Here is a 25,827-nt window from a genome sequence, read left to right on the forward strand (position 1 = left end):
GGGCCTGAAGGCCCTCCTACAGGGGGAATCAGGGCTGGGTGCAGTCGACGCGCAGCTCCAGGGCCCGGGCGATCTCGCGCCAGTCGAAGGCGCCGGCACCCTCGTCGTTGTGCGAGACGTACAGCACGCCGTTCGGGAAGGCCTTGGTGCCCACCGCGTGCAGCCAGATGCCGTCGGTCACGGCGATATGGTCGCCGGCGAAGCTGCCCTTGAACGCCAGGCTCTGGCGGTCGAAGACGTGGAAGGCGGTGCGGTCGGGGTTCTGGTCGGCGGTGATCCAATAGCCGCTGCCGTCGGCGCAGGCCCATAGCGCCACGCCTTCGGCCTGGGCCTGGAAGCGCTCGGGCGGCAGACTGCGGCCGGTGTAGGTGCCGTCCATGCGGTATTCGCGCAGGGTGGTGCCGATGCGGATGTCTTCCTCGGCCACCAGCAGGCGGTCGTGCACCGGGTCGCCGGCGATCGATTCGACCATGCGCAGCGCGCCTTCCTCGCTGGTGTCGCCGAATTGCTCGAGCAGGGTGGCGGTCGGCGTGGCGCCGCGCAGGTCGAGGCGGTAGCGCTTCACGCGCTGGTCGAGCTCGTCCAGCGGCGGCGCCAGCTGGATGCGGTAGTCGGCCATGAAGCTGTCGGTGACGAACAGCTCCAGTTCGCGCGGCGCCAGTTCGTGCAGCCACAGGCCGTAGGGGCTCTTGAGCTCGCCCTTGCCGAACTGCAGCAGCGGGCGGAAGGACGGCAGCTCGAACAGCTGCACGCGCTGGTTGTCGCGCTCGACCACGAACACGATGTCGCCGAACACGGCGATGCCGTTCGGGCGCAGGAACTGGCCGGGCGCGTCGCCCTGGCCGCCGATCTCGCGCAGCATCGCGCCGGTGTTGCCGTCGTAGACCACCAGCCGGTGGGTTTCCTTGGCGGTGGCGATCAGCCAGGTGCCGCCGTCGGGCGTGTTCCAGGCGGCCACCGAGTCGATCTCGTGCTCGGGCATCGGCGCGGTGACGAAGCTCTCGGCCACGCGCGCCATCGGCGGCGGGGTCTTGTCCGGCAGCGGGCCGGAGGAGCTGTCGGGGCGGCCCGCGGTCCCGGCGCAGCCGGCGACGAGCAGGGCGAGGGGGAGGGCGGCGAGGCGCCAGCGCGGGGGATGGGTCATGGATCGGGATTATGCGGCCCGGCCCGGGCGCCCGCCATCGCCTGGGATATTCCATCGCTTCATCCGCATGAAGGGATTGACATGCCTGCCGGGGAGGCGCAAAGTCCACCCCGCAACACCCATCGAGACCGGCTGAGGGGTAGGCCCGAAGACGCCGGGGCAACCCATGCACGAGCAATCGCGCATGAAGGTGCCAATTCCTGCGGGGACCGCGCGTCCGCCGAGAGATGGGTCATGTGCTTCCCCGCGAGAGGCAGGGCACGTGACGCCGCTTTCCCGCATGAACCTCCCTGGGTGCCCGTCCAACCCAGGAGTCCTGCGATGAGTTTCCACCTTGCCCCCGCCCACCCCGACGTCCATGACCTTGTGGGAGGGACTTCAGTCCCGATGCTTTCTGGCGAAGGGCGATCGGGACTGAAGTCCCTCCCACAGGGGCCGGGGGGATTCACGTTGCCGCTGGAACTGGCGCTGCGCCACGCCGGCCCGCGCCGCGTGGTGGTGCGCGGCGAACTGCTTGGCTTGGCCGATGCGCCGCTGGTCATCGTCGCCGGCGGCATTTCCGCGGGGCGCCACGCCGCCGCGGGCCGCGACGACGCCACGCCGGGCTGGTGGGATGCGCAGGTGGGTCCCGGTCGCGCCATCGATACCCGCCGCCTGCGCGTGCTCGCCATCGACTGGCTGGGTGCCGACGGCGCGCTCGACGTGCCGATCGACAGCGCCGACCAGGCCGATGCGCTCGCGGCCGTGCTCGATGCGCTGGGCGTGGGCCGTGCCCTGGCCTTCATCGGCGCGTCCTACGGCGCGATGGTCGGCCTGCAGTTCGCCGCGCGCCACGGTGATCGGATCGAACGCCTGGTCGCCATTTCCGGCGCGCATCGTGCCCATCCGTACGCGAGCGCCTGGCGCGCGCTGCAGCGGCAGTGCGTGGCGCTGGGCCGCAGCGAGGGCGCGGTGTCGCGCGGCCTCGCGTTGGCGCGGCAGTTCGCGATGCTGAGCTACCGCACGCCCGAGGAGTTCGGCGAGCGTTTCGACGCGCCGCCCGCGCTGCACGACGGCGTTGCCCGCTGCGCCGCCGAGGACTACCTCGCGCACTGCGGCCAGCGCTACGCCGCGCGCTGGACCAGCACCGCCTTCCTGCGCCTGTCGGAGTCCATCGATTTGCACCGCGTTGATCCGGCCGCCGTGCGCGTGCCCACCACCGTGGTCGCCATCGAGGAAGACCGGCTGGTGCCGCTAGCCGACCTGCAGCAGCTGGTCGAGACGCTGGGCGGCCCCGCCACGCTGCGGCCGCTGCGTTCGCGCTACGGCCACGACGCCTTCCTGAAGGAGGACGCGGCCATCGCGCGCCTGCTCACCGAAGCCCTGGCCGCGGCCGAAGGCGGTGCGAAGTGAGCGCCCGCTGTCCCGCCACGGCCGCCGTGCGCGCCGGCATCGATGCCGACACTGCCTTCGGTGCGGTCACGCCGCCGCTGGTGCTGTCGAGCAACTTCAGCTTCGCCGGCTTCAACCAGAAGCGCCGCTACGACTACACGCGCAGCGGCAACCCCACGCGCGACCAGCTCGCCGAGGCGCTGGCCGAGCTCGAGCGCGGCTCCGGCGCGGTGGTCACGGCCACCGGCATGGCTGCGATTACGCTGGTGCTCGAGGCCCTGCTGCAGCCCGGCGACCGGCTGGTGGTGACGCACGACTGCTACGGCGGCAGCTGGCGCCTGTTCGACGCGTTGGCGCGCAAGGGCCGCTTCGAGCTGGCGCTGGTGGACCTGGCCGATGCGAGCGCCCTCGCGGCCGCGTTGGCCAAGCCGACCGCGCTGGTCTGGATTGAAACGCCGTCGAATCCGCTGCTGCGCATCACCGATCTCTCCGCGGTCATCGCCGCCGCGCACGCCGCCGGCGCGCTGGCGCTGGTGGACAACACCTTCCTCTCGCCGGCGCTGCAGCGGCCGATCGAACACGGCGCCGACTTCGTGCTGCACTCCACCACCAAGTACATCAACGGCCACAGCGATGTGGTCGGCGGCGCGGTGGTCGCCCGCGACGCGGCGCGCCACGAACACCTGGCGTGGTGGGCCAACGCGCTCGGCCTCACCGGCTCGCCCTTCGACAGCTTCCTGACCCTGCGCGGGCTGCGCACGCTGGACGCCCGCCTGCGCGTGCACCAGGAGAACGCTGCGGCGCTGGCCGAGCGCCTGCAGCGCCATCCGGCCTGCGCGGCCGTGCACTATCCGGGCCTGGCCTCGCATCCGGGGCATGCGCTGGCGGCGAGGCAGCAGCACGGTTTCGGCGCGATGGTGTCGCTGGAGCTCGCGGGCGGCGTGCCGGCGGTGCGCGCTTTCCTCGACGGGCTGCAGCACTTCACGCTGGCGGAATCGCTGGGTGGCGTCGAAAGCCTGGTCGCGCATCCGGCGACGATGACGCACGCGGCGATGTCGGCCGAGGCGCGCCGCGTCGCGGGCATCGGCGAAGGCCTGCTGCGGCTGTCGGTCGGCATCGAGGCGCTGGAGGACCTCGAGGCCGACCTCGGCGCCGCGCTCGATCGCGCCGCGCGCGTGGTCGCGGCGGAGGTGCTGCCGTGAGCCTGCCCGTGGAAGCCCTGCCGGCGGCGTTGCCGGCAACGCGCCGCGTGGCGCTGCTGGGCGTCGGCACCGTCGGCCGGGCCTTGCTCGATCGGCTCGCCGACCACGCGGAGCCGCGCCTCTCGCTTCAGTGGGTCGCGAACTCGCGCCGGCATGTGCACGCGCCGCAGGGGCTTTCGCCGTTGGCCTGCGCCGCCGCGCTGGCCGAGGGTGGGGCACACGACGGCGGCGGCGCGTTGCCGGCGGACTTCGGCCCCGGCGACATCGTGATCGACGCCACCGCCTCGGCCGAGCTCGCGGCCTGGCATCCGCGCTGGCTGCGCCAGGGGCTGCACGTGGTCAGCGCCAACAAGCTTGGCCTCGGCGGCCCGCTGCTGCGCCAGCACGAGATCGCCCAGCTGGCCAACGCGCAGCGCCGCTACGGCGACGCCGCCACCGTCGGCGCCGGGTTGCCGCTGCTGGCCACGCTGCGCGGCCTGCGCGCCGGCGGCGACCGCATCGGCGCGATCGTGGGCGTGCTGTCGGGCACGCTGGCCTGGCTGTTCGACGGCTACGACGGCCGCGAGCCTTTCTCGGACCGCGTGCGCGCGGCGGTGGCCCAGGGCTACGCCGAGCCCGACCCCCGCGTGGACCTCTCGGGCGAGGACGTGCGCCGCAAGCTGCTGATCCTGGCCCGCGCCGCCGGCTATCCGCTGGAGTCGGAAGAAGTGCGGGTGGACTCGCTGCTGACGCCCCGGCTGCAGGCGGCGACGCCCGACGCGGTGGATGGCGCGCTGCAGGACCTCGATGGCCCGATCGGCGAGCGCGCCGCCCGCGCCGCCCGCGATGGCCGCGTGCTGCGCTACGTCGCCCGCTTCGACGCCGCCGGCGCCCGCGTCGGCCTCGAGACGCTAGTGCCCGACGACCCGCTGGCCGTCGGCCGCGGCTGCGACAACCGCGTCGCGATCTGGAGCACCCGCTACCGCGACCGCCCGCTGCAGATCCAGGGCCCCGGCGCCGGCGCCGAAGTCACCGCCGCCGCCCTGCTCGACGACCTCCTCCGCATCCTCGCCTGACCGATGACCCGTGTAGGAGGGCCTTCAGGCCCGAAGCTTTCCGGCGCATAGCTTCGGGCCTGAAGGCCCTCCTACAGGTAGCGCGAAACGGAATCAGGGCGTGGTGCAGCTCTCGCGCAGGTCGAGGGCCTTGGCGATGTCGCGCCAGTCGAAGGCGCCGACGCCCATGTCGTCGTGCACGGCGTAGAACACGCCCGCGGGGAAACGCTTCGTGCGCGGCTGGTGCAGCCAGACGCCGTCGGTGTTGGCGATGGTCTCGCCGGCGAACGCGCCCAGCGGCGCCAGCGTCACGCGGTCGAAGACGTGGAACAGGCTGCGATCCTTGAACTGATCGGTGGTGATCCAGTAGCCGCTGCCGTCCGCGCAGCTCCACAGCGACAGCCCCTCGGCCTGCGCCTTGAACTGGCCCACGCCGACCGAGCGGCCCTTGAACACGCCGTCCAGCGAGTACTCGCGGTAGCCCGTGCCGGTGGCCACGTCCTCCTCGGCCACCAGCACGCGGTCGTGCGCCACGTCGCCCCACAGCGATTCGGGAATGCGGATCGCACCGTCGGCGCCGGTGTCGCCGAAGGTGCCGGTGGCCTCGGCCACCAGCGCCTCGCCGTCGGCGCGCACGCGATAGCGATGAATGCGCTGGCCGAGCGCGGAAAGCGGCGGCAGGATGTCTTCGTCGGCCGCGTCCTTGCCCGCCATGTAGGCGTCGCTCACCATCACCTCGAAGTCGCCCGGCCCGTGTTCGCGGATCCACAGCCCGTAAGGCTTGCGCAGCGCGTCCTCGCCAAAGGTGAGCCGCGACTCCAGCCCGGGCAGCGACAGCACCTGCACGCGCGCGTTGTCCCGCTCGACCACGAAGACCAGGTCGCCGGCCACCGCGATCCCGTTCGGGCGGCTGAACTGGCCCGGCCCCGGGCCGACGGTGCCGATGTCGCGCAGGGTCGCGCCGGTGTCGCCGTCGTACATCACCAGCCCCTTGCTGCCTTCCTTGGCGGTGGCCAGCAGCCAGGTGACGCCGTCCGGCGCGGTCCACGACGCCAGCGAGTCGGTGTTGTTCTCCGGCACCATCTCGGTGAGGAAGGCTTCAGCCACGACGGCATGGGCGATACCGGCGTCGGCCAGCAGCGGATCCACCTCGACGTTCTCGTCCGGCTCGCGCTCACGCACGGGCGTCGGCGCCGCGGTCGGCCCGGCGGCGGGCTCGGGCGCGGAAGGCGTGCAGGCAACGGCAACCAGCAGCGGCAGCAGGGCAAGCGAAAGCAGGGTGGGGCGCATGGTGTTTTCCGAGAAATGAAGGAAGTCGGTGACGCTTGTATCGCAGCCTCAAGGCATTCCCATGACACCGTCATCGGTCACATTTCGGCCATCTGCGCCGCGTAGAAATCCCCGCATCCATTACAGGGGAACCCGTGGCAATGACGAAGCATCCGATCGCATCCCGTCTCTCGCTGGCCATTGCCGGCGCCTTGCTGGCCGGTGCCGGCCTCGCCGCCGCGCAGGACGCGGTGCCCACGCCCGACGGGGCGATGCGCGAACTCGACGCCATCGAGGTCACCGGCGAGATCGTTTACCGCGACCGCACCGAAGAACCCGCCACCCTGGTCTACGACCTGGCCTACTTCCAGTCGTTCGAGCCGCTCACCGTGGGCGACATGCTCAAGCGCGTGCCCAGCGTCGCCTTCCTGTCCGACGTGCTCGAATACGATGGCGTCCGCCTGCGCGGCCTCGACCCGGGCTACACCCAGATCCTGATCAACGGCAGCCGCGTGCCCGGCGCCGGCTTCGACCGCTCCTTCTTCGTCGACCGCATCCCGGCCGAGCTCGTCGACCGCATCGAGATCGTCCGCTCCTCGTCCGCCGACCGCAGCGGCGACGCCATCGCCGGCGCGCTCAACATCGTGCTGCGCGACGGCTATTCCCTCGAGGGCGGCTACCTGCGCGTCGGCGCGTCGCAGTACCCGGACGACGAGATCGAGCCGACCCTCGGCGCGGTCTGGGGCGGCGAGGCCCTGGGCGGCCAGCTGCTGCTCGGCGCCAGCACCCAGGGTCGCCGCAACCCGAAGCTCAAGTTCAGCCAGCGCTTCGACGCGCCGGGCGGCACCCTCGACAACACCGAGGTGCAGACCGACACCCGCAGCGGCGACGACTACTCGTTCAACCTCGACTACTCGGCCGAGGTCGGCCCCGGCCGGCTGGCGCTGAACGCCTTCTACGTGCGGACCGACCGGATCCAGGAGGAGGACTCGATCGAGTACGACGCCGGCGTGCAGGCCGACGCCAGCATCCTCACCATCAACGCGAACGACCTCGACATCCGCACCGACAACTACCAGCTCGGCGCCGAGTACGCCTGGCCGGGTGCCGGCGGCGAGAACCGCATCCGGTTTGGCTACGCCGGCATCGACGACGACCAGTACGAGTTCGAGGACGAGTACGAGTACCTGCGCGACGCCAATCCCTTCCCGGAGGACGACCGTTTCACCGGCGACCGCAGCTACCTCGACATCCGCGACCGCGAGCTGTCCGGCGAGATCCGCCACACCCGCGACGTGGGCGGCGCCGAGCTTCGCTTCGGCCTGGAGGCCACCCGCAAGGACCGCGATACCGCGATCACCGCCGACCGCAACCGCATCACCATTCCCAACGCACCGTCGCCGCGGCCGGTCATCCCGGGGGAGTTCGGTCCCTTCCTGCCGGTGGATGGTGGCCTGAACACCATCGAAGAGACCCGCCTGGAGCCGTTTGCCAAGCTCAGCGGCAGCGCCGGCGCGCTGGAATGGGAGGCCGGCCTGCGGTACCAGCACACCGACGTGAGCATCGACGACCGCACGGTCGCTCCCGCCGATGCCCGCGTGGACAACGACTACGGCGTGTTCCTGCCCTCGGCGCACCTGCGCTGGAACCTCGACGACAGCAACCGCCTGACGGCGTCGCTGGCGCGCACCATGCGTCGCCCGGGCTTCGACCAGATCTCGCCCGCGCTGCGGCTGGCCGAGCTGGGCGACAACGACCTGCTGGGCAATGCCGCGCTCGCGCCGGAAATCGCCTGGGGCCTGGACCTGGGCTGGGAGCGTCGCCTGGGCCGTCGCGGCGTGGTCGGCATCAACGCTTTCTACCGCGACATCAGCGACCTGATCGAGATCGCCAACACCGGCATCGAGGGCGACGAGGGCCCGGGCACCTTCGTGCTGCAGCCGCGCAACACCGGCGACGGCGAGGTGTGGGGCGTCGAACTCGACCTGTCCACGCCGCTCACGGCGTTCGGCCTCGACGATACCGGCGTGTTCCTCAACTACTCGTGGCTGGACTCGGAGGTCGAGGATGCCTTCGGTGTCCGCCGCTTCAACGACCAGTCGCGCAACGTCTTCAACGTCGGCTTCATCCAGCAGCTGCCGAGCGTGGCGGCCTCGTTCGGCGCCAGCTACCGCAAGCAGGGCGATGCCTTCGGCCGGATCGTGGGCGAGGAGATCGTCACGTCCTACGGGGCCGACCTCGAGGTGTTCGTCGAGAAGCGCTTCGGCGAGCAGTGGACCCTGCGCCTGACCGGATCGAACCTGCTCGACGCCTCCAAGGACGAGGTCTTCGACAAGTTCACCACGCTCGACGACCAGGCCAACCGCGACTACGACGAGTACGAAGTCGAGACGGAATCGGCCGGTCGCGTCTACCAGCTAATCGCCCGCTTTTCGTTCTGATCGCCTGGTGCGGGTTTGTGTGTCTGAACGCGGATCAGAGCGGATGACGCGGATAAAGGCGGATAGAGCGAAACGAAGGTTGGGTCTTCGCGTGACCGGCAATCCCGCGAAGACCCACTAAAGCCTTATCCGCTCTTATCGGTCGTTTCCGCTCTGATCCGCGTTCAGACACGCCAGCCCCATCCGAAGCGTGTCACCGAAGCGGCAGGAAGCCGTCGGGGCCGACCATGCGGAAGGGGATCGAGGCCAGCGCCAGGCCGGCGTTCACCTGCACCGCGAAGTGCAGGTGCGGGCCGCTGGAGTAGCCGGTGTTGCCGCTGCGGCCGATCACCTGGCCCAGCGACACGGTGTCGCCGGGCCGCACGTAGACGCCGTCGGGCTGCAGGTGAGCGTAAAGCGCCATGCTGCCGTCCTCGTGCAGCACGCGGATGAGGTTGGCGCGGTTGGCCAGCGCCGGGTCCAGGCCGCCTTCGCGGAAGCCGCCTTCGGCCTGCATCACCACGCCGCCGCGGGCCGCCAGCACCGGCGTGCCCTCGGGCACGATCAGGTCCACGGCGTAGCGGTTGGCGCGGTCGTCGTGGCTGAAGCCGCCGTGGAAGCCCTGGCCCAGCTCGAACCGGCGTTCGTCCACCGGCAGGGAATAGGCGACGTCGCGCGCGATCTTGCCGGGCGGCCCCGGCGTGGCGTCGAGCCGCAGCGACTGCTTCGCCGCCGGCGACAGCGCCCGCAGCCGCACCAGCTCCACCCGCGCCCGCGCCGGCAGCACGCGCCGCAGGGGCAGGGCGGTATCGTTGGCCATGTCCACCAGTTCAAGCGCGTTGAGCTCGACCTCGACCGGCCCGGACAGGCGGTTCACCGCGTAGGCCACCACGTCGGCGCCGCGGCGTTCGATCACCAGGTCGGCCGGGCTGTCGTTGGCCGCGGCCACGCCGGCCGCGCACAGCACCGCGAGGGCCAGCCACCGCATCGCCCTCACTCCCAGAAGCCCCGCGCCGGCGCCGCGAAATAAGTGGCGATCGGCAGCGGCCGGTCCACGGCGTGGCCCTGCGCGTAGTCCACGCCGAGCTCGGCCAGGGCGCGGCGCTGCGCCTCGGTCTCGGTGTGCTCGGCGATGCTGTGCTTGCCGAGCACGTGCGCGATCTCGTTGATCGAGCGCACCACCGCCAGCGACAGCGGCGAGCTGTCCATGTCGCGCACGAAGCTGCCGTCGATCTTGAAGTAGTCCACGTCCAACGCCTGCACGTAGTTGAAGGAGCAGAAGCCCGTGCCGAAGTCATCGAGTGCGAACCGGCAGCCCAGCCCGCGCATCTCGTTGATGAAGCGCTGGGCCCGGGCCAGGTCGCGCACGGCGCTGGTCTCGGTGACCTCGAAGCACAGCTTTTCGCCGGGGAAGCCGCCGCGGCGCAGGCGCTCGGTGACGAAGCCGATGAAGCCGTCGTCGATCAGTGCATCGCCCGAGAGGTTGATCGAACAGGTGCGAACCGTGGCGGCCGCGGCCGGGTTCGCCTCCATCCAGTCCAGGGTCTGTCCGATCACCTCGCGGTCGATGCGGGTGCCGAGGTGGAAGCGCTCGGCCGCGGGCATGAAGCGGCCGGGCATCATCAGCTCGCCGGTGCGCGGGTCGCGAAGGCGCAGCAGAACCTCGAAGTGCCGGCCGTCCTTCAGCTCGGGGCGCAGCGGCACGATGCTCTGGCAGTGCAGCTCCAGCGCGTGGTGCTCGAGCGATTCGCGGATGCGCACCACCCACTTCATCGCCGCGGTGCGGTCGAGCAGCTCGCCGCCGTCCAGGCTGGCCAGGCAGACGCGGTTGCCGCCCTGTTCCTTGGCGGTGAAGCAGGCGGCATCGGCCTGCGACAGCAGCTGCGCGTAGTCGCCCTGGCCCGGCTGGCAGGCCACCAGGCCGACGCTGGCGGGGGTGGCCAGCATCCGGCCGTCCCAGCCGCAGCGGTAGCCTTCGATCGCGCGCAGCAGGGCGCGGGCGCGGTCCTCGGCCACCATCGGCGTGCAGTTGCGCAGCAGCAGCGCGAACTCGTCGCCGCCGGTGCGCGCCAGCAAGTCATCGCGGTGCCGGTGCGCCTCGATCACGCCGGCGATGCCGCGGATCATGCTGTCGCCGGCGACGTGGCTGGCGGTGTCGTTGATCAGCTTGAAGTGGTCGAGGTCGAGGTAGGCCAGCGCCATCGGCGGCGCGGCCGGTTCGGCCAGCGCGGCGCGCACCTGCTCCTCGAAGGCGTTGCGGTTGGCCAGCCCGGTGAGCGGGTCGGTGTTGGCGCGTTGGGTCAGGCTGGCGGCGCTGGCGCGCTGCTGGTGCATGGCGAAGGAGAGGATCATCGGCAGCGCCGCCACCGCGATCAGGAAGGACAGCAGGCTGGCGCTGTCGCGCGCGTGCACCGGCGCCGGGTAGCCCGCCAGCGCCATGCCGGCCATGCCCGCGATGAGCAGCATCGTCACCGCGATCGCCAGCGCCGTGTGCAGCGGCGGGAAGCGCAGCGCGCTCCAGACCAGGATGCCGAGCGGCAGCGCCACCAGGCCCAGCGCGTAGTTGCCGCCGAGGCTCGCGCCCCAGGCCATCAAGAGGTAGCTGGTGGCCATGGCCACGTTCCAGAGCAGCTGCTCGGGCTCGGCGGCGTAGCCGGTGCCGCCGGCGACCCGGCGGCGCTCGCGGCGGGCCAGCGCCAGCAGCATCGCCGGCGCGATGCTGGCCACGCCCAGCAGGTCGCCCAGGAACCACAGCGCGATCGCCGCCGGCAGCGCGTCGAGCGCGATGATCCCCGACTGCACCATGCCCACCGTGCCGATCGCCGCGCTGGTGGCGGCCATCGCCATGCCGCCCGCGAGGGCGCGCAGGCCGAAGTCGACCGTGAGCGGATCGTTGCCCTGCGCGCGCTTGAGCAGGGACACGCCCACCAGCACGCCGATGAAGTTGCTGGCCAGCGACCACGGCAGGAAAACCAGCGGCACCGGCGCGAACAGCAGGTGCACCAGCAGCCCGCCGATGGGGACGAACAGCGCCCAGCGCGCGCCGAACCGCATCACGCCCGCGAGCGCGATGCCCGAGCCCGGCCAGAACAGTGCGACCTTGGCCGGCCCGCCCACCAGCTCGGTGGCGTAGGCGCCGCCCGCGACGTACAGCGCCACCAGGAGGACGAACAGGCCGATCCTTCGTTGGGTCTGCTGCATGCCCCGAGGATAGGCCCGGGGACCCGCCGCCGACTAGGGGGCGACCACGCCGTCCGAGCCCAACAGCTCGAACTTGCCCGAGGCCAGCAGGTCGGTCTCGCCGCTCTGCAGGGCGGCCAGCAGGCCGGGCAGGTCGGCGTTGGGCAGGGGGCGGTAGGCGGCCCAGCCGTTCCGGCCGTGGGCCTTCACGTGGTACAGCGCCCGGTCCGCCAGTTCGACCATCTGCTCCCAGCCCAGGCTGCCGCGGGCGTCCCGGAACAGCGGGCATTCGATGAAGCCGATCGAGCAGGTCAGGGAGATCGGCTCGTCGGTGCCGACGTCGAAGCGGTGGTTGGCGATGGCGTGGCGGATGCGCTCGCCTAGGATCGGCAGGTGCCGGTTCGGCATCGGCCGGAACACCACCAGGAATTCCTCGCCGCCCCAGCGCGCGATGTAGTCGCCGGTGCGCACGAGTTGGCCCAGCACCTGCGCGAACTGCTGCAGCACGCGGTCGCCGGCGGTGTGGCCATGGCGGTCGTTCACCGCCTTGAAGTGGTCCACGTCCACCAGCGCGAACACCATCACTTCGCCCGGCGAGGCGCGGCGCACCACTTCGCGGTCGTAGTAGGCGATGTCGGCGGGGATCTGGTTGGCCAGGTAGCGGCGGTTGCGCAGGCCGGTCAGCGGATCGGTCTGGCTGGCCTCCTCGAGCCGGAAGTTGGCCACCTCCAGCGCCTCGGTGCGCTGGCTCACCAGCGCCTCCAGCGCCTCGCGCTGGCGCAGGTGCTTGCCCTGCTGGCGGCGGTAGCCGGCGAACACCAGGCTGCCCAGCAGGCCGGCCAGCAGCAGCTGAAACAGGCCGGTCTCGTGGAAGCGCGGCTGGATGTGGAAGCCCAGCTGGGCCGGCGCCGGGCTCCAGATGCCCGCGCTGTTGGCGCCGATCGCCTCGAACACGTAGGACCCCGGCGGCAGGTTGGTGTAGTTCACGCTGCGGCGGGTGACGTCCTCGAGCTCGCGCCAGTCGCTGTCGTAGCCGACCAGGCGGTAGCGCAGCTCGACGCTCTTGGGGTCCTGGAAGCTGAGCAGGGTGAAGTCGAAACTCAGGTCGCGGTCGTCCTGGCCCAGGCGCCAGTTGGCCGAGGGGTCGGCCTCGCGCCACGCGTCGCCCACGCGCACGCGCTCGATCAGGCTGCGCGGCGCGATCTCGCTCTTGACGATGCCCTCGGTGGACATCACCACCAGCCCGCTGCGCGTGGGCAGGTAGAGGTCGCCGCCGAACAGGAAGCCCTTGGCGTTGCCGGCGCCGTTGCAGCAGTCGCCCTTCTGGCCGCCGCGCCGGTCGCCACGTTCATTGAGCAGCATCTCGCCCTGCACGCGCGCGATCTCGCCGTCGGCCAGCGCCTGCATGTCGCGCAGGCGGATGCGCTGAATGCCGCGGATGCCGGCCACCCACAGGTAGCCCTGGCGGTCGTGGGTGATGAAGAAGGCCGAGTTCACCGGCATGCCCTGGGCGGCGCCGAATCGGGTCCAGCGGTCGTTGCGCAGCAGGAAGACTTCCTCGGTCAGCGTGCCGATCACCAGTTCGCCGCCGGGCAGCTCGTGGATGGCGGTGACGTCGACGTTGTCGGGCAGGCCCTGGTCGGCGCCCAGCGCCTCGACCCGGTCGCCGATCACTTCGAACAGTCCGGCCTGGGTGCCCAGCAGCAGCCGGCCGTCGTGGGTTTCCAGCATCAGGCGCGTGCGGGTCTCGCGCAGCCCGTCCCCGGGGCCGAACCCGCGCAGCTCGCCGCGGGCGTGGCGGTACAGGCCCTGCGTGGTGGCGAACCACAGCGCGCCGCGATGGTCGCGCAGGATGCCGTTGATCTGCGCGCCCCGGAAGGCGCTGAATTCCGCCGGCCGCTCGAGGCGATCGCCGCGCAGCACGGCCAGCCCGCGCCGGGTGCCGATCCAGACGGTGTCGTCCTCGGGCAGCAGCGTGTAGGCGTTGGGATGCGGCAGGTCGCTGCCCTTGACCACCTGCCGGAAAGCGCCGCCCTCCATCACGCTCAGCCCGGAGTTGCTGCCGGCCCAGAGCCGCCCGTCGGTGCCGCGCGCCACCGACCACAGCACCGGGTCCGCCAGGCCTTCGCGCTTGCCGTAGCGCCGGGTCCAGCCGTTCCAAACGCGGGTCAGGCCCTCCCACTGGCCGCCGAACCAGACGTTGCCCTCGCGATCCTCGAACACCGCGCGCACCGCGGCCGCCGCCGGTTCGTCGGTGACGATCTCGCGCACGCGGCCGTTGCGCAGCCGCGCCAGGTTCTCGACCATGCCCACCCACAGGTTGCCGTCGCTGTCCTCGAACAGGGTCTCGATCGGCGCCCGCGACAGCGGCTCGCCGCCCTCGTGCCGCTTCCACTCGCCGCCCTCGCGGTGGAACAGCCCGCCGCTGGTGCCGGCCCACAGCCGGCCCTGCGCCTCGATCAGTTCGGTGACCACCGTGTCCTCGTCGCCCTCGGGCAGCGGCATCAGCTCGGTGACGCCCCCGGCCAGCCGCAGCACCTGCCCGCGCTGCCCGACCAGCAGCGCATCGCCCGCCGCCAGCAGCGCGGTGACGGGGCGCGACATCGGGTGGGCCAGCTCCAGCTCCTCGTCCCGCACCCGGAACACGCCCTGCGGCGCCGCGACCAGCAGTTCGCCGGCGGCGGTCCGCACCAGGTCGCGGGTATCGGTGACGGTGCCTGCGGCGGCGCCGGCCAGCCGGACCTCGCGGAACCCCTGGTGGTCGCGCACCGCCAGCCCGCGGTAGGTGGACACCCACAGCCGGTTCTCGGGATCCACCAGCAGGTCCTGGATCCAGACGCCGGGCAGGCCGGGGGAACTCTCCGGGGTATAGACGCTGAAGCGCACGCCGTCGAAGCGGGCCAGGCCGGCCTGGGTCCCGACCCAGAGGTAGCCCTGGCGGTCCTGGGCGATGGCCAGGGCGCTGATCTGGGGCAGGCCTTCCTCGATGCTCCAGGTATTGCGGACGTAGTGATGGAAGGCCTTGTCCGGGTCCAGCGCGGCCAAGGGCGCCGCCGCCAGCAGCCCGGCAAGCAAGACGACCCAGGGCATGGCGCGGCGCATGTTCGGCACGTGGACGTCCCGTGGCAGGCTCGCCCCGACTATCGCGCCTGCGCCCCCGTCCCGGCAAGCGCCCCCCATCACACTTCCCCCTCGCGCCCTTCGTGCGCAACGCGCACGTCAAGCGATGGCGGTCAGCACTCGATGACGTTGACTGCCAGGCCGCCGCGCGAGGTTTCCTTGTACTTGTCCTGCATGTCGCGGCCCGTGTCGCGCATGGTCTTGATGACCTTGTCGAGCGAGACCTTGTGCTTGCCGTCGCCGCGCAGCGCCATGCGCGAGGCGTTGATGGCCTTGACCGCGCCCATCGCATTGCGCTCGATGCACGGGATCTGCACCAGGCCGCCGATCGGATCGCAGGTCAGGCCCAGGTTGTGCTCCATGCCGATCTCGGCGGCGTTCTCGACCTGGCCGGGCGTGCCGCCCAGCGCCGCGGTGAGGCCGGCGGCGGCCATCGAGCAGGCCACGCCCACCTCGCCCTGGCAGCCGACTTCCGCGCCGGAAATCGACGCGTTTTCCTTGTAGAGGATGCCGACCGCGGCGGCCGTGAGCAGGAAGGTGAACACGCCCTGCTCGTTCGCGCCGGGGCAGAAGCGGTCGTAGTAGTGCAGTACGGCCGGGATGATGCCGGCGGCGCCGTTGGTGGGCGCGGTGACGACGCGGCCGCCGGCGGCGTTCTCTTCGTTGACGGCCAGCGCGTAGAGGTTGACCCAGTCGAGCACGGTCAGAGGGTCGCGCATGCCGGCCTCGGGCTTGGACGAGAGCTCGGCGTGCAGCGAGGGCGCGCGGCGCGCGACGTGCAGGCCGCCGGGCAGGGTGCCCTTCTCGCGGATGCCGCGCGCGGTGCAGTCCTGCATGGCCTGCCAGATCTCGCGCAGGCCGGCGGTGATCTCGGCTTCGCTGCGCCAGGCCTTCTCGTTGGCCAGCATCACGCCGGCCATGTCCAGGCCGGACTCGGCGCAGCGCTGCAGCAGCTCGTCGCCGGAGTGGAAGGGGAAGGGCAGCTCGGTGGTGTCGGCGACGATGCGGTCTTCCGCCGCCTCGTCCTGGTTCACCACGAAGCCGCCGCCGACCGAGTAGTAGTCGCGCGTGGCCAGCTGCGCGCCGTCGGCGTCGAAAGCGGTGAAGCGCATGCCGTTGGTGTGGAAGGGCAGCTTCTGGCGCTTGTTCATCACCAGGTCGTGCTTCTCGTCGAAGCCGATCTCGTGGCGGCCGAGCAGGAGCAGCTTCTTCTGCTTGCGGATGCGCTCGAGCGCGGCCGGGATCAGGTCGGGGTCGATCTCGTTCGGCCAGTGGCCCTCCAGGCCCATCAGCACGGCCTTGTCGGTGCCGTGGCCGCGGCCGGTCAGGGCCAGCGAGCCGTACACCTCGACCCGCACGCGCGCGGTGCGCGCCAGCAGGCCGCCGTCCTCGAGCCAGTGGCTGGTGAAGCGCGCGGCGGCGCGCATCGGCCCGACCGTGTGCGAGGACGAGGGACCGATGCCGATCTTGAAGAGGTCGAAGACGCTGACGGCCATGGGATGCGCGGGTTCCGTGGGAAGGCCGGTATTCTATGCGCCATCCCGCCGAAGCGACTGTACGCCGGCGAACTGCCGGCCCCGCCATGTCCCTGACCCTGATCCAGCGCGACGACTGCCACCTGTGCGACCAGGCCTGGGAACAACTGGCCGCGGCCGGCGTGGCCGACTTCGCTTCGCTGTGGATCGACGGCGACGCGGCGCTGGAGGCGCGCTACGGCGCGCGTATCCCCGTGCTGCGGCGGGAAGCGGATGGGGCGGAGCTGGACTGGCCGTTTTCGGGCGAGGCGGTCAGGCGGTTCCTGGCGGCCTGAAAAGCATCGGGACTGAAGTCCCTCCCACAGCGAGCCCTGTGGGAGGGACTTCAGTCCCGATGGCCGGAACTTATTTCGAAGGCGCCAGCACCAGCCGCGTCACCACCTTCACCTCGTCCGCGATCACTTCCGTGTCGCTCCAGTCGCCGGTGCCGACCTCGAACTGCAGGCGCTTGAGCACCGCCTCGCCCGCCAGCACCGGCGCGGCGCCCGCGGTCCAGGTGAAGGTGAGCGGCGCGGGCCGGGTGATGCCGCGCAGCGTGAGCTCGCCTTCGGCCACGAAGCGGTTTGCGCCCAGCGCGCGGAACTTCGTGGCGACGTAGCGCGCTTCCGGCCGCGCGACGCTGTCGAGGAAGGATTCGCCCAGCATCTCGCCGTCGTAGTCGGGGTTGCCGGTGCTGGCGCTGGCCAGGTCGATGCGCACGTCGAAGCGCGCGTTCGCCAGGTCGGCCGGGTCGAAGCGGATCGCCGGCGTGAACTTCGCGAACCGGCCTTCGAAGGCCTCGCCCTGGTACACGCCTTCGAAACCGAGGCTCGAGCCGGACTGGGCGCGGTAGTCCGCGGCGTGGGCGCCGGCGGTGGCCAGCAGCAGGGTGAGCAGGAGGGGCAGTCGCATGGTCAGGCTCCGGGGGTGTCTTGGGGTTTGGGCGCGGGCTTGGCCAGCGGCAGCATGCGCGCCAGCGTGCGGTCGCGGTCGACGTAGTGGTGCTTGAGCGCGGCCAGCGCATGCACGCTGACGATCACGGCCAGCGCGATGAACAGCCACTCGTGCGCGGCCAGCGCGAAATCGCGCAGCGCCGGGTCGCGGTCGCTGAGGCTGGGCAGCTTGAACAGGCCGAACCAGCTCAGGTTGCGCGGCGGGAAGCCCGACGCCGAGTGGAACAGCCAGCCGCTGAGCGGCATCGCCAGCAGGATCAGGTACAGCACGCCGTGGGTCGCGCTGGCGATCGCCGCCTGCCAGCGCGGCGTGCCCGCCACCGGCGCGGGCGCGCCGGCGAACAGGCGCCACAGCAGGCGCAGCACGGTCAGGCCCAGCACCGTGAGGCCGAAGGTCTTGTGCAGCGAGTAAAGCTCGGACTTGGTCGAGGAGTTCGGCAGCTCCTGCATCAGCAGGCCCACGGCGACGAGGCCCAGCACCATCGCCACCGTCAGCCAGTGGATGCCGAGGCTGATCCAGCCCCAGCGGTCGGCGTCATTCTTGAGCGGCATCGTCGTTCTCCCGGTCGGGGGTGGGGGTGGCCTCGTCTTCGTCTTCGGTCGCGCCGTCGGCGCGGCCGCGGATCGCCTCGGCTTCGATCTGCAGCGTGACCTCAGCGCCGACCAGGCGCTCCCAGGCGGTCATGCCGAAGTCCTGGCGCACCAGCGTGCCGGTGGCCGAGAAGCCCGCGGTGCGCCTGAAGGTTAGCGGGTGGCGCTTGAGGGCGTTGAGCGTGACGTCCAGTGCGACCTCGCGCGTGGTGCCGCGCAGGCTGAGTTCGCCGAACACGCGGGCCGTGCCTTCGCCCGTGGGTTCGACGCGGGTGGAGGTGAAGCGTGCCGTTGGCTGCGCGCCCGCATCGAGGAAGCTGCGGTCGAGCACGCGTTCGCGCCATTCGGCGTCGCCGAGGTCCAGGCTGTCGAGCGGCACGGCCACCGACAGCGTGGCCGTGGTCCAGTCGTCGGGGTCGAACACCAGCGTGCCTGTGGCGCCGGAAAAGGTGCCGATGGCGCGCGAGAAACCGGCGTGGTCGACCTGGAAGGCGATGCGGGTGTGCACCGGGTCGAGCTGGTATTCGCGCGCCGCGGCGTCGGCCTGGCTGGCCAGGGCCAGCAGGCACATCCCGGCCAGCGCGATCGTCCCCCTCGGCATCGGCGTTCTCCTACAGCCCGACGGCGGGCCTGGCCGTAGTCTAGGCCGACCCGGTGAATGGAGGGTGCATGGCCCCGGAACCCAATGTTGCGCACGGCGCGTGCCGCCGATGGTGGCGGCGCGCGCTGTTGCTGCTCGCACTCGCGGCGCTGCCGGCGTTCGCCGCGCCCGGGCCGCAGGTGCTGTCGCTGCAGCGCGTGCGCGCCGGCGAGGTGCTGTCGCTACCTGCCGATGCGCGCCTGCTCAGGCTGGTGCCCGGCGACGACGCGCTGCGGGTCGTCGTCGGCCCGGGGTCCGGCACGGCGCCGGAGCCGCGGCGCATCCGCTTCCAGCTCGAAGGCCACGACCCCGGCTGGATGGAGCCCGAGCCGCTGGGCGAGCGCCTGTTCCGGCGGATCGAGCCCGGCAGCTACCAGCTGCGCATCGCCTGGGCCGGAGCCGATGGCGACTGGCGCGAACTGCCGCGCGTGGCCGTGTGGGTCGAGCCACCGTGGTGGCAGGGTCAGTACGCGCTGGCGATGTTCGGCCTGCTGGCGTTGGTGCTGGCGGCGCTGCTTAGCCGCGAGCTGCGCGCCCGCCATCGCCGGCGCGAGGCCTGGCGCATGACGCGTGCGCGGCAGCAGCTGGCCGAGCAGCATTCCGAGGCCAAGAGCCGCTTCCTCGCCACGCTGGGCCACGAGATCCGCACGCCGATGACCGGCGTGCTGGGCATGGCCGAGCTGCTGCAGGGCAGTGCGCTCGACGCGCGCCAGCGCGGGCAGGTCGAAGCGATCCAGCGCGCGGGCCAGCACTTGCTGCGCCTGGTGAACGATGCGCTCGACCTCGCGCGCATCGAGGCCGGGCGGCTGGAACTGGTGGTGGCGCCGTTCCGGCTGCGCCCGCTGCTCGATGAAGTGGCCGACCTGCTGCGCCCGCTGGCCGAGGCCAAGGGCCTGCGCTTCCGGCTGGCCTGCGCGCCTTCGCTGCCGGAGGCGCTGTCGGGCGACGCCACGCGCCTGCGGCAAATACTGTTCAACCTCGGCCACAACGCCATCAAGTTCTGCGATGCCGGCGAAGTCAGCCTGCAGGTCGCGCCGGGCGAGCCCGAGGGTCTCGTGCTGTCGGTGCACGACAGCGGGCCGGGTCTGGACGCCGAACAGCAGGCGCGCCTGTTCCGGCGCTTCGAGCAGGGTGCGTCGGGCCAGGGCGGCAGCAGCGGCAGTGGCGGCAGCGGGCTGGGCCTGGCGATCTGCCGCGAGCTGGCCGTGGCGATGGGCGGCGGCATCTCGGTGCAGAGCTCGCCGGGGCAGGGCGCGCGCTTCCAGGTCAGCCTGCCGCTGCCGGCGGTGCCCGCGCCCGAACCCGACGTGCGCCCGGGGACGCGCGGCACGGCGGTGCGGCGCCTGCTGCTGGTCGAGGACAATGCGGTCGTGGCCGAGGTGGTTGCGGCGCTGCTGGAGCAGCAGGGACATCGCGTGCGGCACGTCCCGCACGGCCTCGCCGCACTGGCCGAGCTGGCCACCGCGAGCTACGACCTCGCCGTGCTTGATCTCGACCTGCCGGGCATCGACGGCCTGCAGCTGGCGCGGCTGCTGCGCGCCCGCGGCGAAACCCTGCCGCTGCTCGCGCTCACCGCCCGCGCCGACCCGCAGGCCGAGCCCGAGGCGCGCGCCGCGGGCATGGACGGCTTCCTGCGCAAGCCGGTGACGGGCGAGCTGCTGGCAGTGGCGATTGCCGCGCTGGAGTCCGCGAGGCTCAGCCCTCGCGGCTGAACTCGTGGACGGCGTCGACCAGCACGCGCACGTGCTCCGGGTTCATGTCGGGCGACATGCCGTGGCCGAGGTTGAAGACGTGGCCGTTGCGCGAGCCGCCGTTGGCCGAGGCGTAGTCGTCGAGTGCCCGCTTCACTTCGGTGCGGATGCCCTCGGGCGACGCGTACAGCGTCGCCGGGTCGAGGTTGCCCTGCAGCGCGACGCGACCGCCGGTGCGGCGGCGGGCTTCGCCCAGCGACACCGTCCAGTCCACGCCGACGCCCTCGCTGCCGGTGGCGGCCAGGTCTTCGAGGTAGGGCGCGTTGCCCTTGCCGAACAGGATCAGCGGCGTGCGGTCGGCGCCGTCGCCGCGCGGCAGCTCGGCGGCGATGCGCTGCAGGTAGCGCAGCGAGAATTCGCGGTACACGTGCGGCGCCAGCACGCCGCCCCAGGTGTCGAACACCTGCAGCGCCTGCGCGCCCGCCGCGCGCTGCGCGGCGAGGTAGGCGATGACCGCATCGGTGGTGACTTCCAGCAGGCGGTGCAGCGCGGCCGGCTCGTTCAGCGCCATGGATTTGATGCGCGCGAAGTCCTTGCTGCCGCCGCCTTCCACCATGTAGCAGGCCAGGGTCCACGGGCTGCCGGAGAAGCCGATCAGCGGCACCGCGCCGTCGAGCTCGCGGCGGATCAGGCTGACCGCGTCCATCACGTAGCGCAGCGAACTGCCCATGTCGGGCACGGCCAGCCTGGCGATGTCGGCCGGCGTGCGCACGGGGCGCTCGAACTTCGGGCCCTCGCCGTCGGCGAAGTAAAGGCCCAGGCCCATCGCGTCGGGCACGGTGAGGATGTCGGAGAACAGGATGGCGGCGTCGAGCGCGTAGCGGCGCAGCGGCTGCAGCGTCACTTCGCAGGCGAGCTCGGGGTTCGTGGCCAGGCCCATGAAGCTGCCGGCCTGGGCCCGGGTGGCGCGGTACTCCGGCAGGTAGCGGCCGGCCTGGCGCATCAGCCACACCGGCGTGCAGTCCACGGGTTCGCGCCGCAGGGCGCGCAGGAAGCGGTCGTTCTTCAGGGTCACGGCAGGTCCAGTCAACGGGGCGCGTCGGCGCCTTGGGCGAACATCACCAGGAAGCCCTTGCGGACCTGGGCATCGCGGGCTTTCTCGAAGGCGGCCAGGGCGGCGCCGCGCTCGAGGTACTGTTCGCGCTTGAGCGAGGCCTTGCCGCCGATCTGGCCGGTCTCGCGCAGCAGCGTCCAGCCGCCGAGCAGGTCCTGCTGGAGCATCAGCTGGACGTACTTCGGCGCTTCGCCGGCAGAGGGCTTTTGCTGCATCAATAGGCGCATAAGGCCGCCATTCTAACCGCAGACCCCCTGTAGGAGGGCCTTCAGGCCCGAAGCCTCTCGGCCAAAAGCTTCGGGCCTGAAGGCCCTCCTACAGGGAGTCGGGTCAGGCTTCGAGGATGGGGAGGATCTCGGACTCGGGGACATCGGGGACGACCTCGGCCCGGCCCAGGCCGGCCCAGAGGATCAGGCGGATGCGGCCGGAGACGGCCTTCTTGTCCAGCTTCATGCGGCCCAGCAGCGCCTCGCCCGAGAGCCCGGCGGGCAGGGCCACCGGCAGGTCGAAGCGCTCGAGCAGCGCCGCCAGCCGCGCGGTGTCGGACCAGGGCGCGCGGCCGAGGTCGGCCGAGAGCCGCGCCGCCAGCACCATGCCGACGGCGACTGCTTCCCCGTGCAGCAGGCCGCCGTAGCCCTGTTCGGTTTCGATGGCGTGGCCGAAGGTGTGGCCGAAATTGAGCAGCATGCGCTCGCCCTGCTCGGTTTCGTCGCGGGCGACGATGCCGGCCTTGTGACGGCAGCTGGTGGCGATCGCGTGCGCCAGGGCGTCGGGGTTGCGCGCCATCAGCGCCTCGGCGTTGTCCTCGAGCCAGGCGAAGAATTCGGCGTCGGCGATGGCGCCGTACTTCACCACCTCGGCCAGGCCGGCGCTGAACTCGCGCTCGCGCAGGGTGTCGAGGGTGGCGGTGTCGGCCAGCACGGCCGCCGGCTGGTGGAAGGCGCCGACCAGGTTCTTGCCCTGCGGCAGGTCGACCGCGGTCTTGCCGCCGACCGAGGAGTCGACCATGGCCAGCAGGGTGGTGGGCAGCTGCACGAAGCGCACGCCGCGCATCCAGCAGGCGGCCGCGAAGCCGGCGAGGTCGCCGACCACGCCCCCGCCCAGCGCCACCACGGTGGCGTCGCGGCTGGCGCCCATCGCCGCCAGCGCGGCCATCACCTCGGTGAAGCGGGCGAGGGTTTTTTCCTGCTCGCCGGGCGGCAGCACCAGCGCCTGCAGGGTCTTGCCCGCGAGCGCAGCCTGCACGCGCGCGAGGTAGTGCGGGGCGACGTTGCCATCGGTGACCACCAGCGCGTGCCGGCCGGTGACCAGGGCGGCCAGCGCCTCCGGCTGGTCGAGCAGGCCGCGGCCGATGCGGATGGGGTAGCGGCGCGGGCCGAGTTCGACCTCGAGTTCGTGCAGGGTCATCAGGCGGCTTCCGTGCGCTGCCAGCGCTGTTCGAGCAGGGCGCCGAGGCGTTCGGCGGCGATGGCGACGGTCAGGCCGTCGGCGTCGAAGGCCAGGTCGGCCAGGTCGCGGTAGATCGGGCCGCGCTCGACCGCCAGCGATTCAAGCTTGGCGCGCTTGTCGCCCACCGCCAGCAGCGGGCGGCTGCGGTCGCGGCCCAGGCGCTCGATCTGCTGCGCCACGCTGACCTGCAGGTGCACCACGAAGCCGCGCCCGGCCAGCTGCTTGCGGTTGGCCTCGGCCAGCACGGCGCCGCCGCCGGTGGCGATCAGCTGGCCGCGCCCGCGCATCAGCTCGGCGATCAGCGCCGTCTCGCGGGCGCGGAAGCCGGCCTCGCCCTCGCACTCGAAGATCAGCGGCACCGCGGCGCCGGTGACTTCCTCGAGGCGGTGGTCGCAGTCGACGAAGGCCAGCCCGAGCCGCGCCGCCAGGCGCTTGCCGATCGAGGTCTTGCCGGCGCCCATCGGGCCGATCAGGACGAGGTTGGGGGCGGGATTCATGGGACGCGATGCTAGCATCCCGGCATGAAGGCATCGTCTGGCGACACGCGCGCGATCGACGCGGCGAACGGGGAAACGGCGTGAGCGCGGGGACCGTGGTGGTCGCTGGCGCGGGCGATGTCGGACTGCGCCTCGCGCGGCTCCGGCTGGGGCGCGGCGACGAGGTCATCGGCCTGCGCCGCGGCGAAGGCGAGCCGATCGCCGGCCTGCGCTGGCTGCGCGCCGACCTGTCCCGCGGCGACGGCCTGGCGGCGCTGCCACGGCGGGTGGCCGCGCTGGTGTTCTGCGCCGCGCCGGATGTTCGCGACGAGGCCGCTTACCGCGCGCTGTACGTCGACGGCCTCCGCCGCGCCATCGACGCCTGCGATCCGGTACGCGTCGTGTTCGTTTCGTCCACCGCCGTTTACGCCGAAGACGCCGGCGAGTGGGTGGATGAGGCCACGCCTGCGCGCCCGCCGGCATTCAACGGCCAGGCACTGCTGGCGGCGGAGCAGGTCCTGGCCGCGCGGCCGCTGGCCACCGCGCTGCGCTGCTCCGGCATCTACGGCCCCGGCCGCGGCGCCCTGCTGCGCAAGGCCCGCGGCGAGCAGCCCGGTGCCCGGCGCTGGACCAACCGCATCCACGCCGACGACGCGGCCTCGGCGATCTCGCACCTGCTCGACCTCGACGCGCCGCCGCCCCTGCTGCTGGCCAACGACGACCTGCCCGCCCTGGAGCACGAGGTGCTGGCCTGGCTGCGCGCCCGCCAGGGACTGCCGCCACTGGCCGCGGCCGGCGCGGACCCGGACGCGGACGCGGGCCCGGCCACGGGCCGCCGGGTCGCCAACGCCCGGCTGCGCGCCACCGGCTGGACGCCGGCCTTCCCGGACTACCGTTCCGGCTATTCCAGCCTGCTGGCGGGGACGGGCGTATAGTCCTTTGGCCCACTCCCGGGCAGGAAAGGAGCGCGTCATGGCTACCGTCACCAAGGTGATCGAAGTGTCCTCCTCGTCCAAGAAAGGCATCGAGGATGCCGTGCAGTCCGGCCTGAAGAAGGTCGGCAAGAGCGTGAAGAACATCCAGGGCGCCTGGGTCAACGACATCAAGGTCGTCTGCAACGAGGACGGCAGCGTCGCCGAGTGGCGCGTGAACATGCGGGTGAGCTTCATCGTCACCTGAGGCGCGGGGTGCATGCGGGGCGCCTTCGGAGCGACAATGGCGCAAACGAGGATCCCCGCATGACCGACCTGTACGCCGAAGCCCTGGACACCTTCGCCACCCTGCTGGCGGAGGCCACCGCCGGGGGCGACCCGGAACCGACCGCGATGACCGTCGCCACCTGCGACGCACACGGGCGGCCGTCGGCGCGCACGGTGCTGCTGAAGGCCTTCGACGCCCGCGGCTTCGTGTTCTACACCAACTACGACAGCCGCAAGGGCCAGCAGCTGGCGGCCAATCCGCAGGCGGCGCTGCTGTTCCTGTGGAAGCAGCTGCGCGAGCAGGTGCAGGTGAAGATCGAGGGCACGGTGGAGCCGGTGGACCTGGCCGAGGCCGACGCCTACTTCGCCTCGCGGCCGCGGCCGAGCCAGATCGGCGCCTGGGCTTCGCTGCAGTCGCAGACGCTGTCGTCGCGCGAGCTGTTCGAGGCGCGCATCGATGCCTTCGAGAAGAAGTTCGAAGGCGTGGACGTGCCGCGCCCGCCTCACTGGTCCGGTTTCCGCGTGGTGCCGGAGCGCCTCGAGTTCTGGTACGGCGCGAAGTACCGCCTGCACGAGCGCCACCACTACGAGCGCGTGGACGGCCAGTGGCGCAAGCGGATGCTGTTCCCGTGAGCCACGGCCCGCGCCGCATCGTCTGCCTCACCGAGGAACCCACCGAAGTCCTGTACGCCCTGGGCGAGCAGGACCGCATCGTCGGGATTTCCGGCTTCACGGTGCGGCCGGCGCGGGCGCGGAAGGAAAAGCCGAAAGTCAGCGCCTTCACGTCGGCCAGGATCGACGAAATCCTCAAGCTCGAACCCGCCTTCGTGGTCGGTTTCTCCGACATCCAGGCCGATATCGCCGCCGAGCTGGTGCGCCGCGGCGTGGAGGTCTGGATCAGCAACCACCGCAGCGTGGACGGCATCCTCGACTACGTGCGCCGCCTCGGCGCGCTGGTGGGCGTGGCGGACAAGGCCGACGCGTACGCGGATGAATTGCGGCGTGGCCTGGACGCCGTCGCCGCGGAAGCCGCGACGCTGCCGCGGCGGCCCAAGGTCTATTTCGAGGAATGGGACGAGCCGCGCATCAGCGGCATCCAGTGGGTGGCCGAACTGGTGCGGGTCGCCGGCGGCGACGACATCTTCCCCGAGCTGGCGGCGCAGTCGCTGGCCAAGCACCGCATCCTCGCCAACGACGACGAGATCATCGCGCGCTCGCCCGACATCGTCTTCGGCTCCTGGTGCGGCAAGAAATTCCAGCCCACCAAGGTCGCGTCGCGCCCGGGCTGGGAAAACGTACCCGCCGTCCGCACCGGCGACCTCCACGAAATCAAATCCCCCCTGATCCTCCAGCCCGGCCCCGCCGCCCTCACCGACGGCGTCCGCGCCATCGCGGCCGTCATCCGGGAGTGGGCATCAAAGAGCGTTTAGCCACTGATGAACACAGATGAACACAGATGA

The 25,827-nt window shown here is 71.9% G+C and carries 23 protein-coding genes and 1 riboswitch; of the genes, 10 read left to right on the forward strand and 13 right to left on the reverse strand.

Annotated elements, in window-relative coordinates; translation table 11 throughout:
* Window positions 1–28 precede the first annotated feature (28 nt).
* A complete protein-coding gene (locus N787_RS09335) occupies window positions 29–1,144 on the reverse strand; it encodes an NHL repeat-containing protein (protein ID WP_052575332.1) in 1,116 nt (371 codons plus the stop codon).
* A gap of 116 nt (window positions 1,145–1,260) precedes the next feature.
* Window positions 1,261–1,378: riboswitch (SAM riboswitch) on the forward strand.
* A gap of 87 nt (window positions 1,379–1,465) precedes the next feature.
* Between N787_RS09335 and metX the strand changes: the two genes are divergently transcribed.
* Genes metX through N787_RS09350 form a run of 3 tightly spaced genes read left to right on the forward strand, consistent with a single transcriptional unit; the run spans window position 1,466 to window position 4,772 of the window.
* Entirely contained in the window at window positions 1,466–2,536 is a 1,071-nt protein-coding gene (metX, locus tag N787_RS09340) for a homoserine O-succinyltransferase MetX (protein ID WP_425387863.1), read from the forward strand.
* Entirely contained in the window at window positions 2,533–3,717 is a 1,185-nt protein-coding gene (metB, locus tag N787_RS09345; RefSeq protein ID WP_034213026.1) for a cystathionine gamma-synthase, read from the forward strand. The genes metX and metB overlap by 4 nt, the downstream gene beginning before the upstream one ends.
* A gap of 8 nt (window positions 3,718–3,725) precedes the next feature.
* On the forward strand, window positions 3,726–4,772 hold the full coding sequence (locus N787_RS09350; protein ID WP_034213028.1) for a homoserine dehydrogenase family protein: 1,047 nt from the start codon (window positions 3,726–3,728) through the stop codon (window positions 4,770–4,772).
* A gap of 93 nt (window positions 4,773–4,865) precedes the next feature.
* On the opposite strand, the gene N787_RS09355 is transcribed toward N787_RS09350, so the two are convergent.
* Window positions 4,866–6,041, reverse strand: a complete 1,176-nt coding sequence (locus N787_RS09355; protein WP_034213030.1) for an NHL repeat-containing protein — start codon at window positions 6,039–6,041, stop codon at window positions 4,866–4,868.
* A gap of 140 nt (window positions 6,042–6,181) precedes the next feature.
* On the opposite strand from N787_RS09355, the gene N787_RS09360 reads away from it, so the two are divergent.
* Complete coding sequence (locus N787_RS09360; protein WP_034213032.1) at window positions 6,182–8,461, forward strand: TonB-dependent receptor plug domain-containing protein; 2,280 nt, start codon at window positions 6,182–6,184, stop codon at window positions 8,459–8,461.
* 193 nt (window positions 8,462–8,654) lie between these two features.
* Here the strand turns inward: N787_RS09360 and N787_RS09365 are convergent, their stop codons facing one another.
* The 4 genes from N787_RS09365 to N787_RS09380 all read right to left on the reverse strand — a co-directional run bounded on the left by N787_RS09365 (window position 8,655) and on the right by N787_RS09380 (window position 16,236).
* The gene (locus N787_RS09365; protein ID WP_084590734.1) at window positions 8,655–9,428 is read right to left on the reverse strand and encodes a M23 family metallopeptidase; all 774 of its coding nucleotides are present in this window, start codon (window positions 9,426–9,428) and stop codon (window positions 8,655–8,657) included.
* A gap of 5 nt (window positions 9,429–9,433) precedes the next feature.
* A complete protein-coding gene (locus N787_RS14375) occupies window positions 9,434–11,641 on the reverse strand; it encodes a putative bifunctional diguanylate cyclase/phosphodiesterase (RefSeq protein ID WP_052575334.1) in 2,208 nt (735 codons plus the stop codon).
* Between the two features lie 33 nt (window positions 11,642–11,674).
* Entirely contained in the window at window positions 11,675–14,710 is a 3,036-nt protein-coding gene (locus N787_RS09375) for a ligand-binding sensor domain-containing diguanylate cyclase (protein ID WP_169742301.1), read from the reverse strand.
* 143 nt (window positions 14,711–14,853) lie between these two features.
* Window positions 14,854–16,236 carry an L-serine ammonia-lyase gene (locus tag N787_RS09380; protein ID WP_034213035.1) on the reverse strand — a complete coding sequence of 461 codons (1,383 nt, stop codon included), beginning with the start codon at window positions 16,234–16,236 and terminating at the stop codon, window positions 14,854–14,856.
* An 86-nt stretch (window positions 16,237–16,322) separates the two neighbouring features.
* Here N787_RS09380 and N787_RS09385 point away from each other — a divergent pair, with 86 nt between their 5' ends.
* The gene (locus N787_RS09385) at window positions 16,323–16,550 is read left to right on the forward strand and encodes a glutaredoxin family protein (RefSeq protein ID WP_034213038.1); all 228 of its coding nucleotides are present in this window, start codon (window positions 16,323–16,325) and stop codon (window positions 16,548–16,550) included.
* 70 nt (window positions 16,551–16,620) lie between these two features.
* On the opposite strand, the gene N787_RS09390 is transcribed toward N787_RS09385, so the two are convergent.
* The 3 genes from N787_RS09390 to N787_RS09400 are packed head-to-tail and all read right to left on the reverse strand — an operon-like array spanning window position 16,621 to window position 18,399.
* Window positions 16,621–17,166: a YceI family protein gene (locus N787_RS09390; protein WP_034213041.1), complete on the reverse strand. Its 546-nt coding sequence runs from the start codon at window positions 17,164–17,166 to the stop codon at window positions 16,621–16,623.
* A gap of 2 nt (window positions 17,167–17,168) precedes the next feature.
* Window positions 17,169–17,759, reverse strand: a complete 591-nt coding sequence (locus tag N787_RS09395; RefSeq protein WP_034213042.1) for a cytochrome b — start codon at window positions 17,757–17,759, stop codon at window positions 17,169–17,171.
* Entirely contained in the window at window positions 17,743–18,399 is a 657-nt protein-coding gene (locus tag N787_RS09400) for a YceI family protein (RefSeq protein ID WP_052575336.1), read from the reverse strand. Before N787_RS09400 ends, N787_RS09395 begins: the two co-directional genes overlap by 17 nt.
* A gap of 128 nt (window positions 18,400–18,527) precedes the next feature.
* Here N787_RS09400 and N787_RS09405 point away from each other — a divergent pair, with 128 nt between their 5' ends.
* The gene (locus tag N787_RS09405; RefSeq protein ID WP_052575337.1) at window positions 18,528–20,150 is read left to right on the forward strand and encodes an ATP-binding protein; all 1,623 of its coding nucleotides are present in this window, start codon (window positions 18,528–18,530) and stop codon (window positions 20,148–20,150) included.
* Here the strand turns inward: N787_RS09405 and hemE are convergent.
* The 4 genes from hemE to N787_RS09425 all read right to left on the reverse strand — a co-directional run bounded on the left by hemE (window position 20,134) and on the right by N787_RS09425 (window position 23,189).
* On the reverse strand, window positions 20,134–21,204 hold the full coding sequence (gene hemE, locus N787_RS09410; RefSeq protein ID WP_425387864.1) for a uroporphyrinogen decarboxylase: 1,071 nt from the start codon (window positions 21,202–21,204) through the stop codon (window positions 20,134–20,136). The two genes, N787_RS09405 and hemE, sit on opposite strands and share 17 nt — an antisense overlap.
* A gap of 11 nt (window positions 21,205–21,215) precedes the next feature.
* On the reverse strand, window positions 21,216–21,470 hold the full coding sequence (locus N787_RS09415; protein ID WP_034213049.1) for a WGR domain-containing protein: 255 nt from the start codon (window positions 21,468–21,470) through the stop codon (window positions 21,216–21,218).
* Between the two features lie 103 nt (window positions 21,471–21,573).
* Window positions 21,574–22,650 carry a 3-dehydroquinate synthase gene (gene aroB / locus N787_RS09420; protein ID WP_034213051.1) on the reverse strand — a complete coding sequence of 359 codons (1,077 nt, stop codon included), beginning with the start codon at window positions 22,648–22,650 and terminating at the stop codon, window positions 21,574–21,576.
* The gene (locus N787_RS09425; RefSeq protein WP_034213053.1) at window positions 22,650–23,189 is read right to left on the reverse strand and encodes a shikimate kinase; all 540 of its coding nucleotides are present in this window, start codon (window positions 23,187–23,189) and stop codon (window positions 22,650–22,652) included. Before N787_RS09425 ends, aroB begins: the two co-directional genes overlap by 1 nt.
* Before the next feature lie 80 nt (window positions 23,190–23,269).
* On the opposite strand from N787_RS09425, the gene N787_RS09430 reads away from it, so the two are divergent.
* Genes N787_RS09430 through N787_RS09445 form a run of 4 tightly spaced genes read left to right on the forward strand, consistent with a single transcriptional unit; the run spans window position 23,270 to window position 25,797 of the window.
* Window positions 23,270–24,103 (forward strand): NAD-dependent epimerase/dehydratase family protein, encoded by an 834-nt coding sequence (locus N787_RS09430; protein ID WP_245593996.1) that lies wholly within the window; start codon window positions 23,270–23,272, stop codon window positions 24,101–24,103.
* Window positions 24,104–24,140: 37 nt separating this feature from the next.
* Window positions 24,141–24,347, forward strand: coding sequence for a dodecin family protein (locus N787_RS09435; RefSeq protein ID WP_034213055.1), 207 nt, complete (start codon window positions 24,141–24,143; stop codon window positions 24,345–24,347).
* 59 nt (window positions 24,348–24,406) lie between these two features.
* On the forward strand, window positions 24,407–25,000 hold the full coding sequence (gene pdxH, locus N787_RS09440; protein WP_034213057.1) for a pyridoxamine 5'-phosphate oxidase: 594 nt from the start codon (window positions 24,407–24,409) through the stop codon (window positions 24,998–25,000).
* The gene (locus N787_RS09445) at window positions 24,997–25,797 is read left to right on the forward strand and encodes a cobalamin-binding protein (protein ID WP_034213059.1); all 801 of its coding nucleotides are present in this window, start codon (window positions 24,997–24,999) and stop codon (window positions 25,795–25,797) included. Before pdxH ends, N787_RS09445 begins: the two co-directional genes overlap by 4 nt.
* Window positions 25,798–25,827: the final 30 nt, after the last annotated feature.

Source organism: Arenimonas metalli CF5-1 (assembly GCF_000747155.1).
GTDB lineage: Bacteria > Pseudomonadota > Gammaproteobacteria > Xanthomonadales > Xanthomonadaceae > Arenimonas > Arenimonas metalli.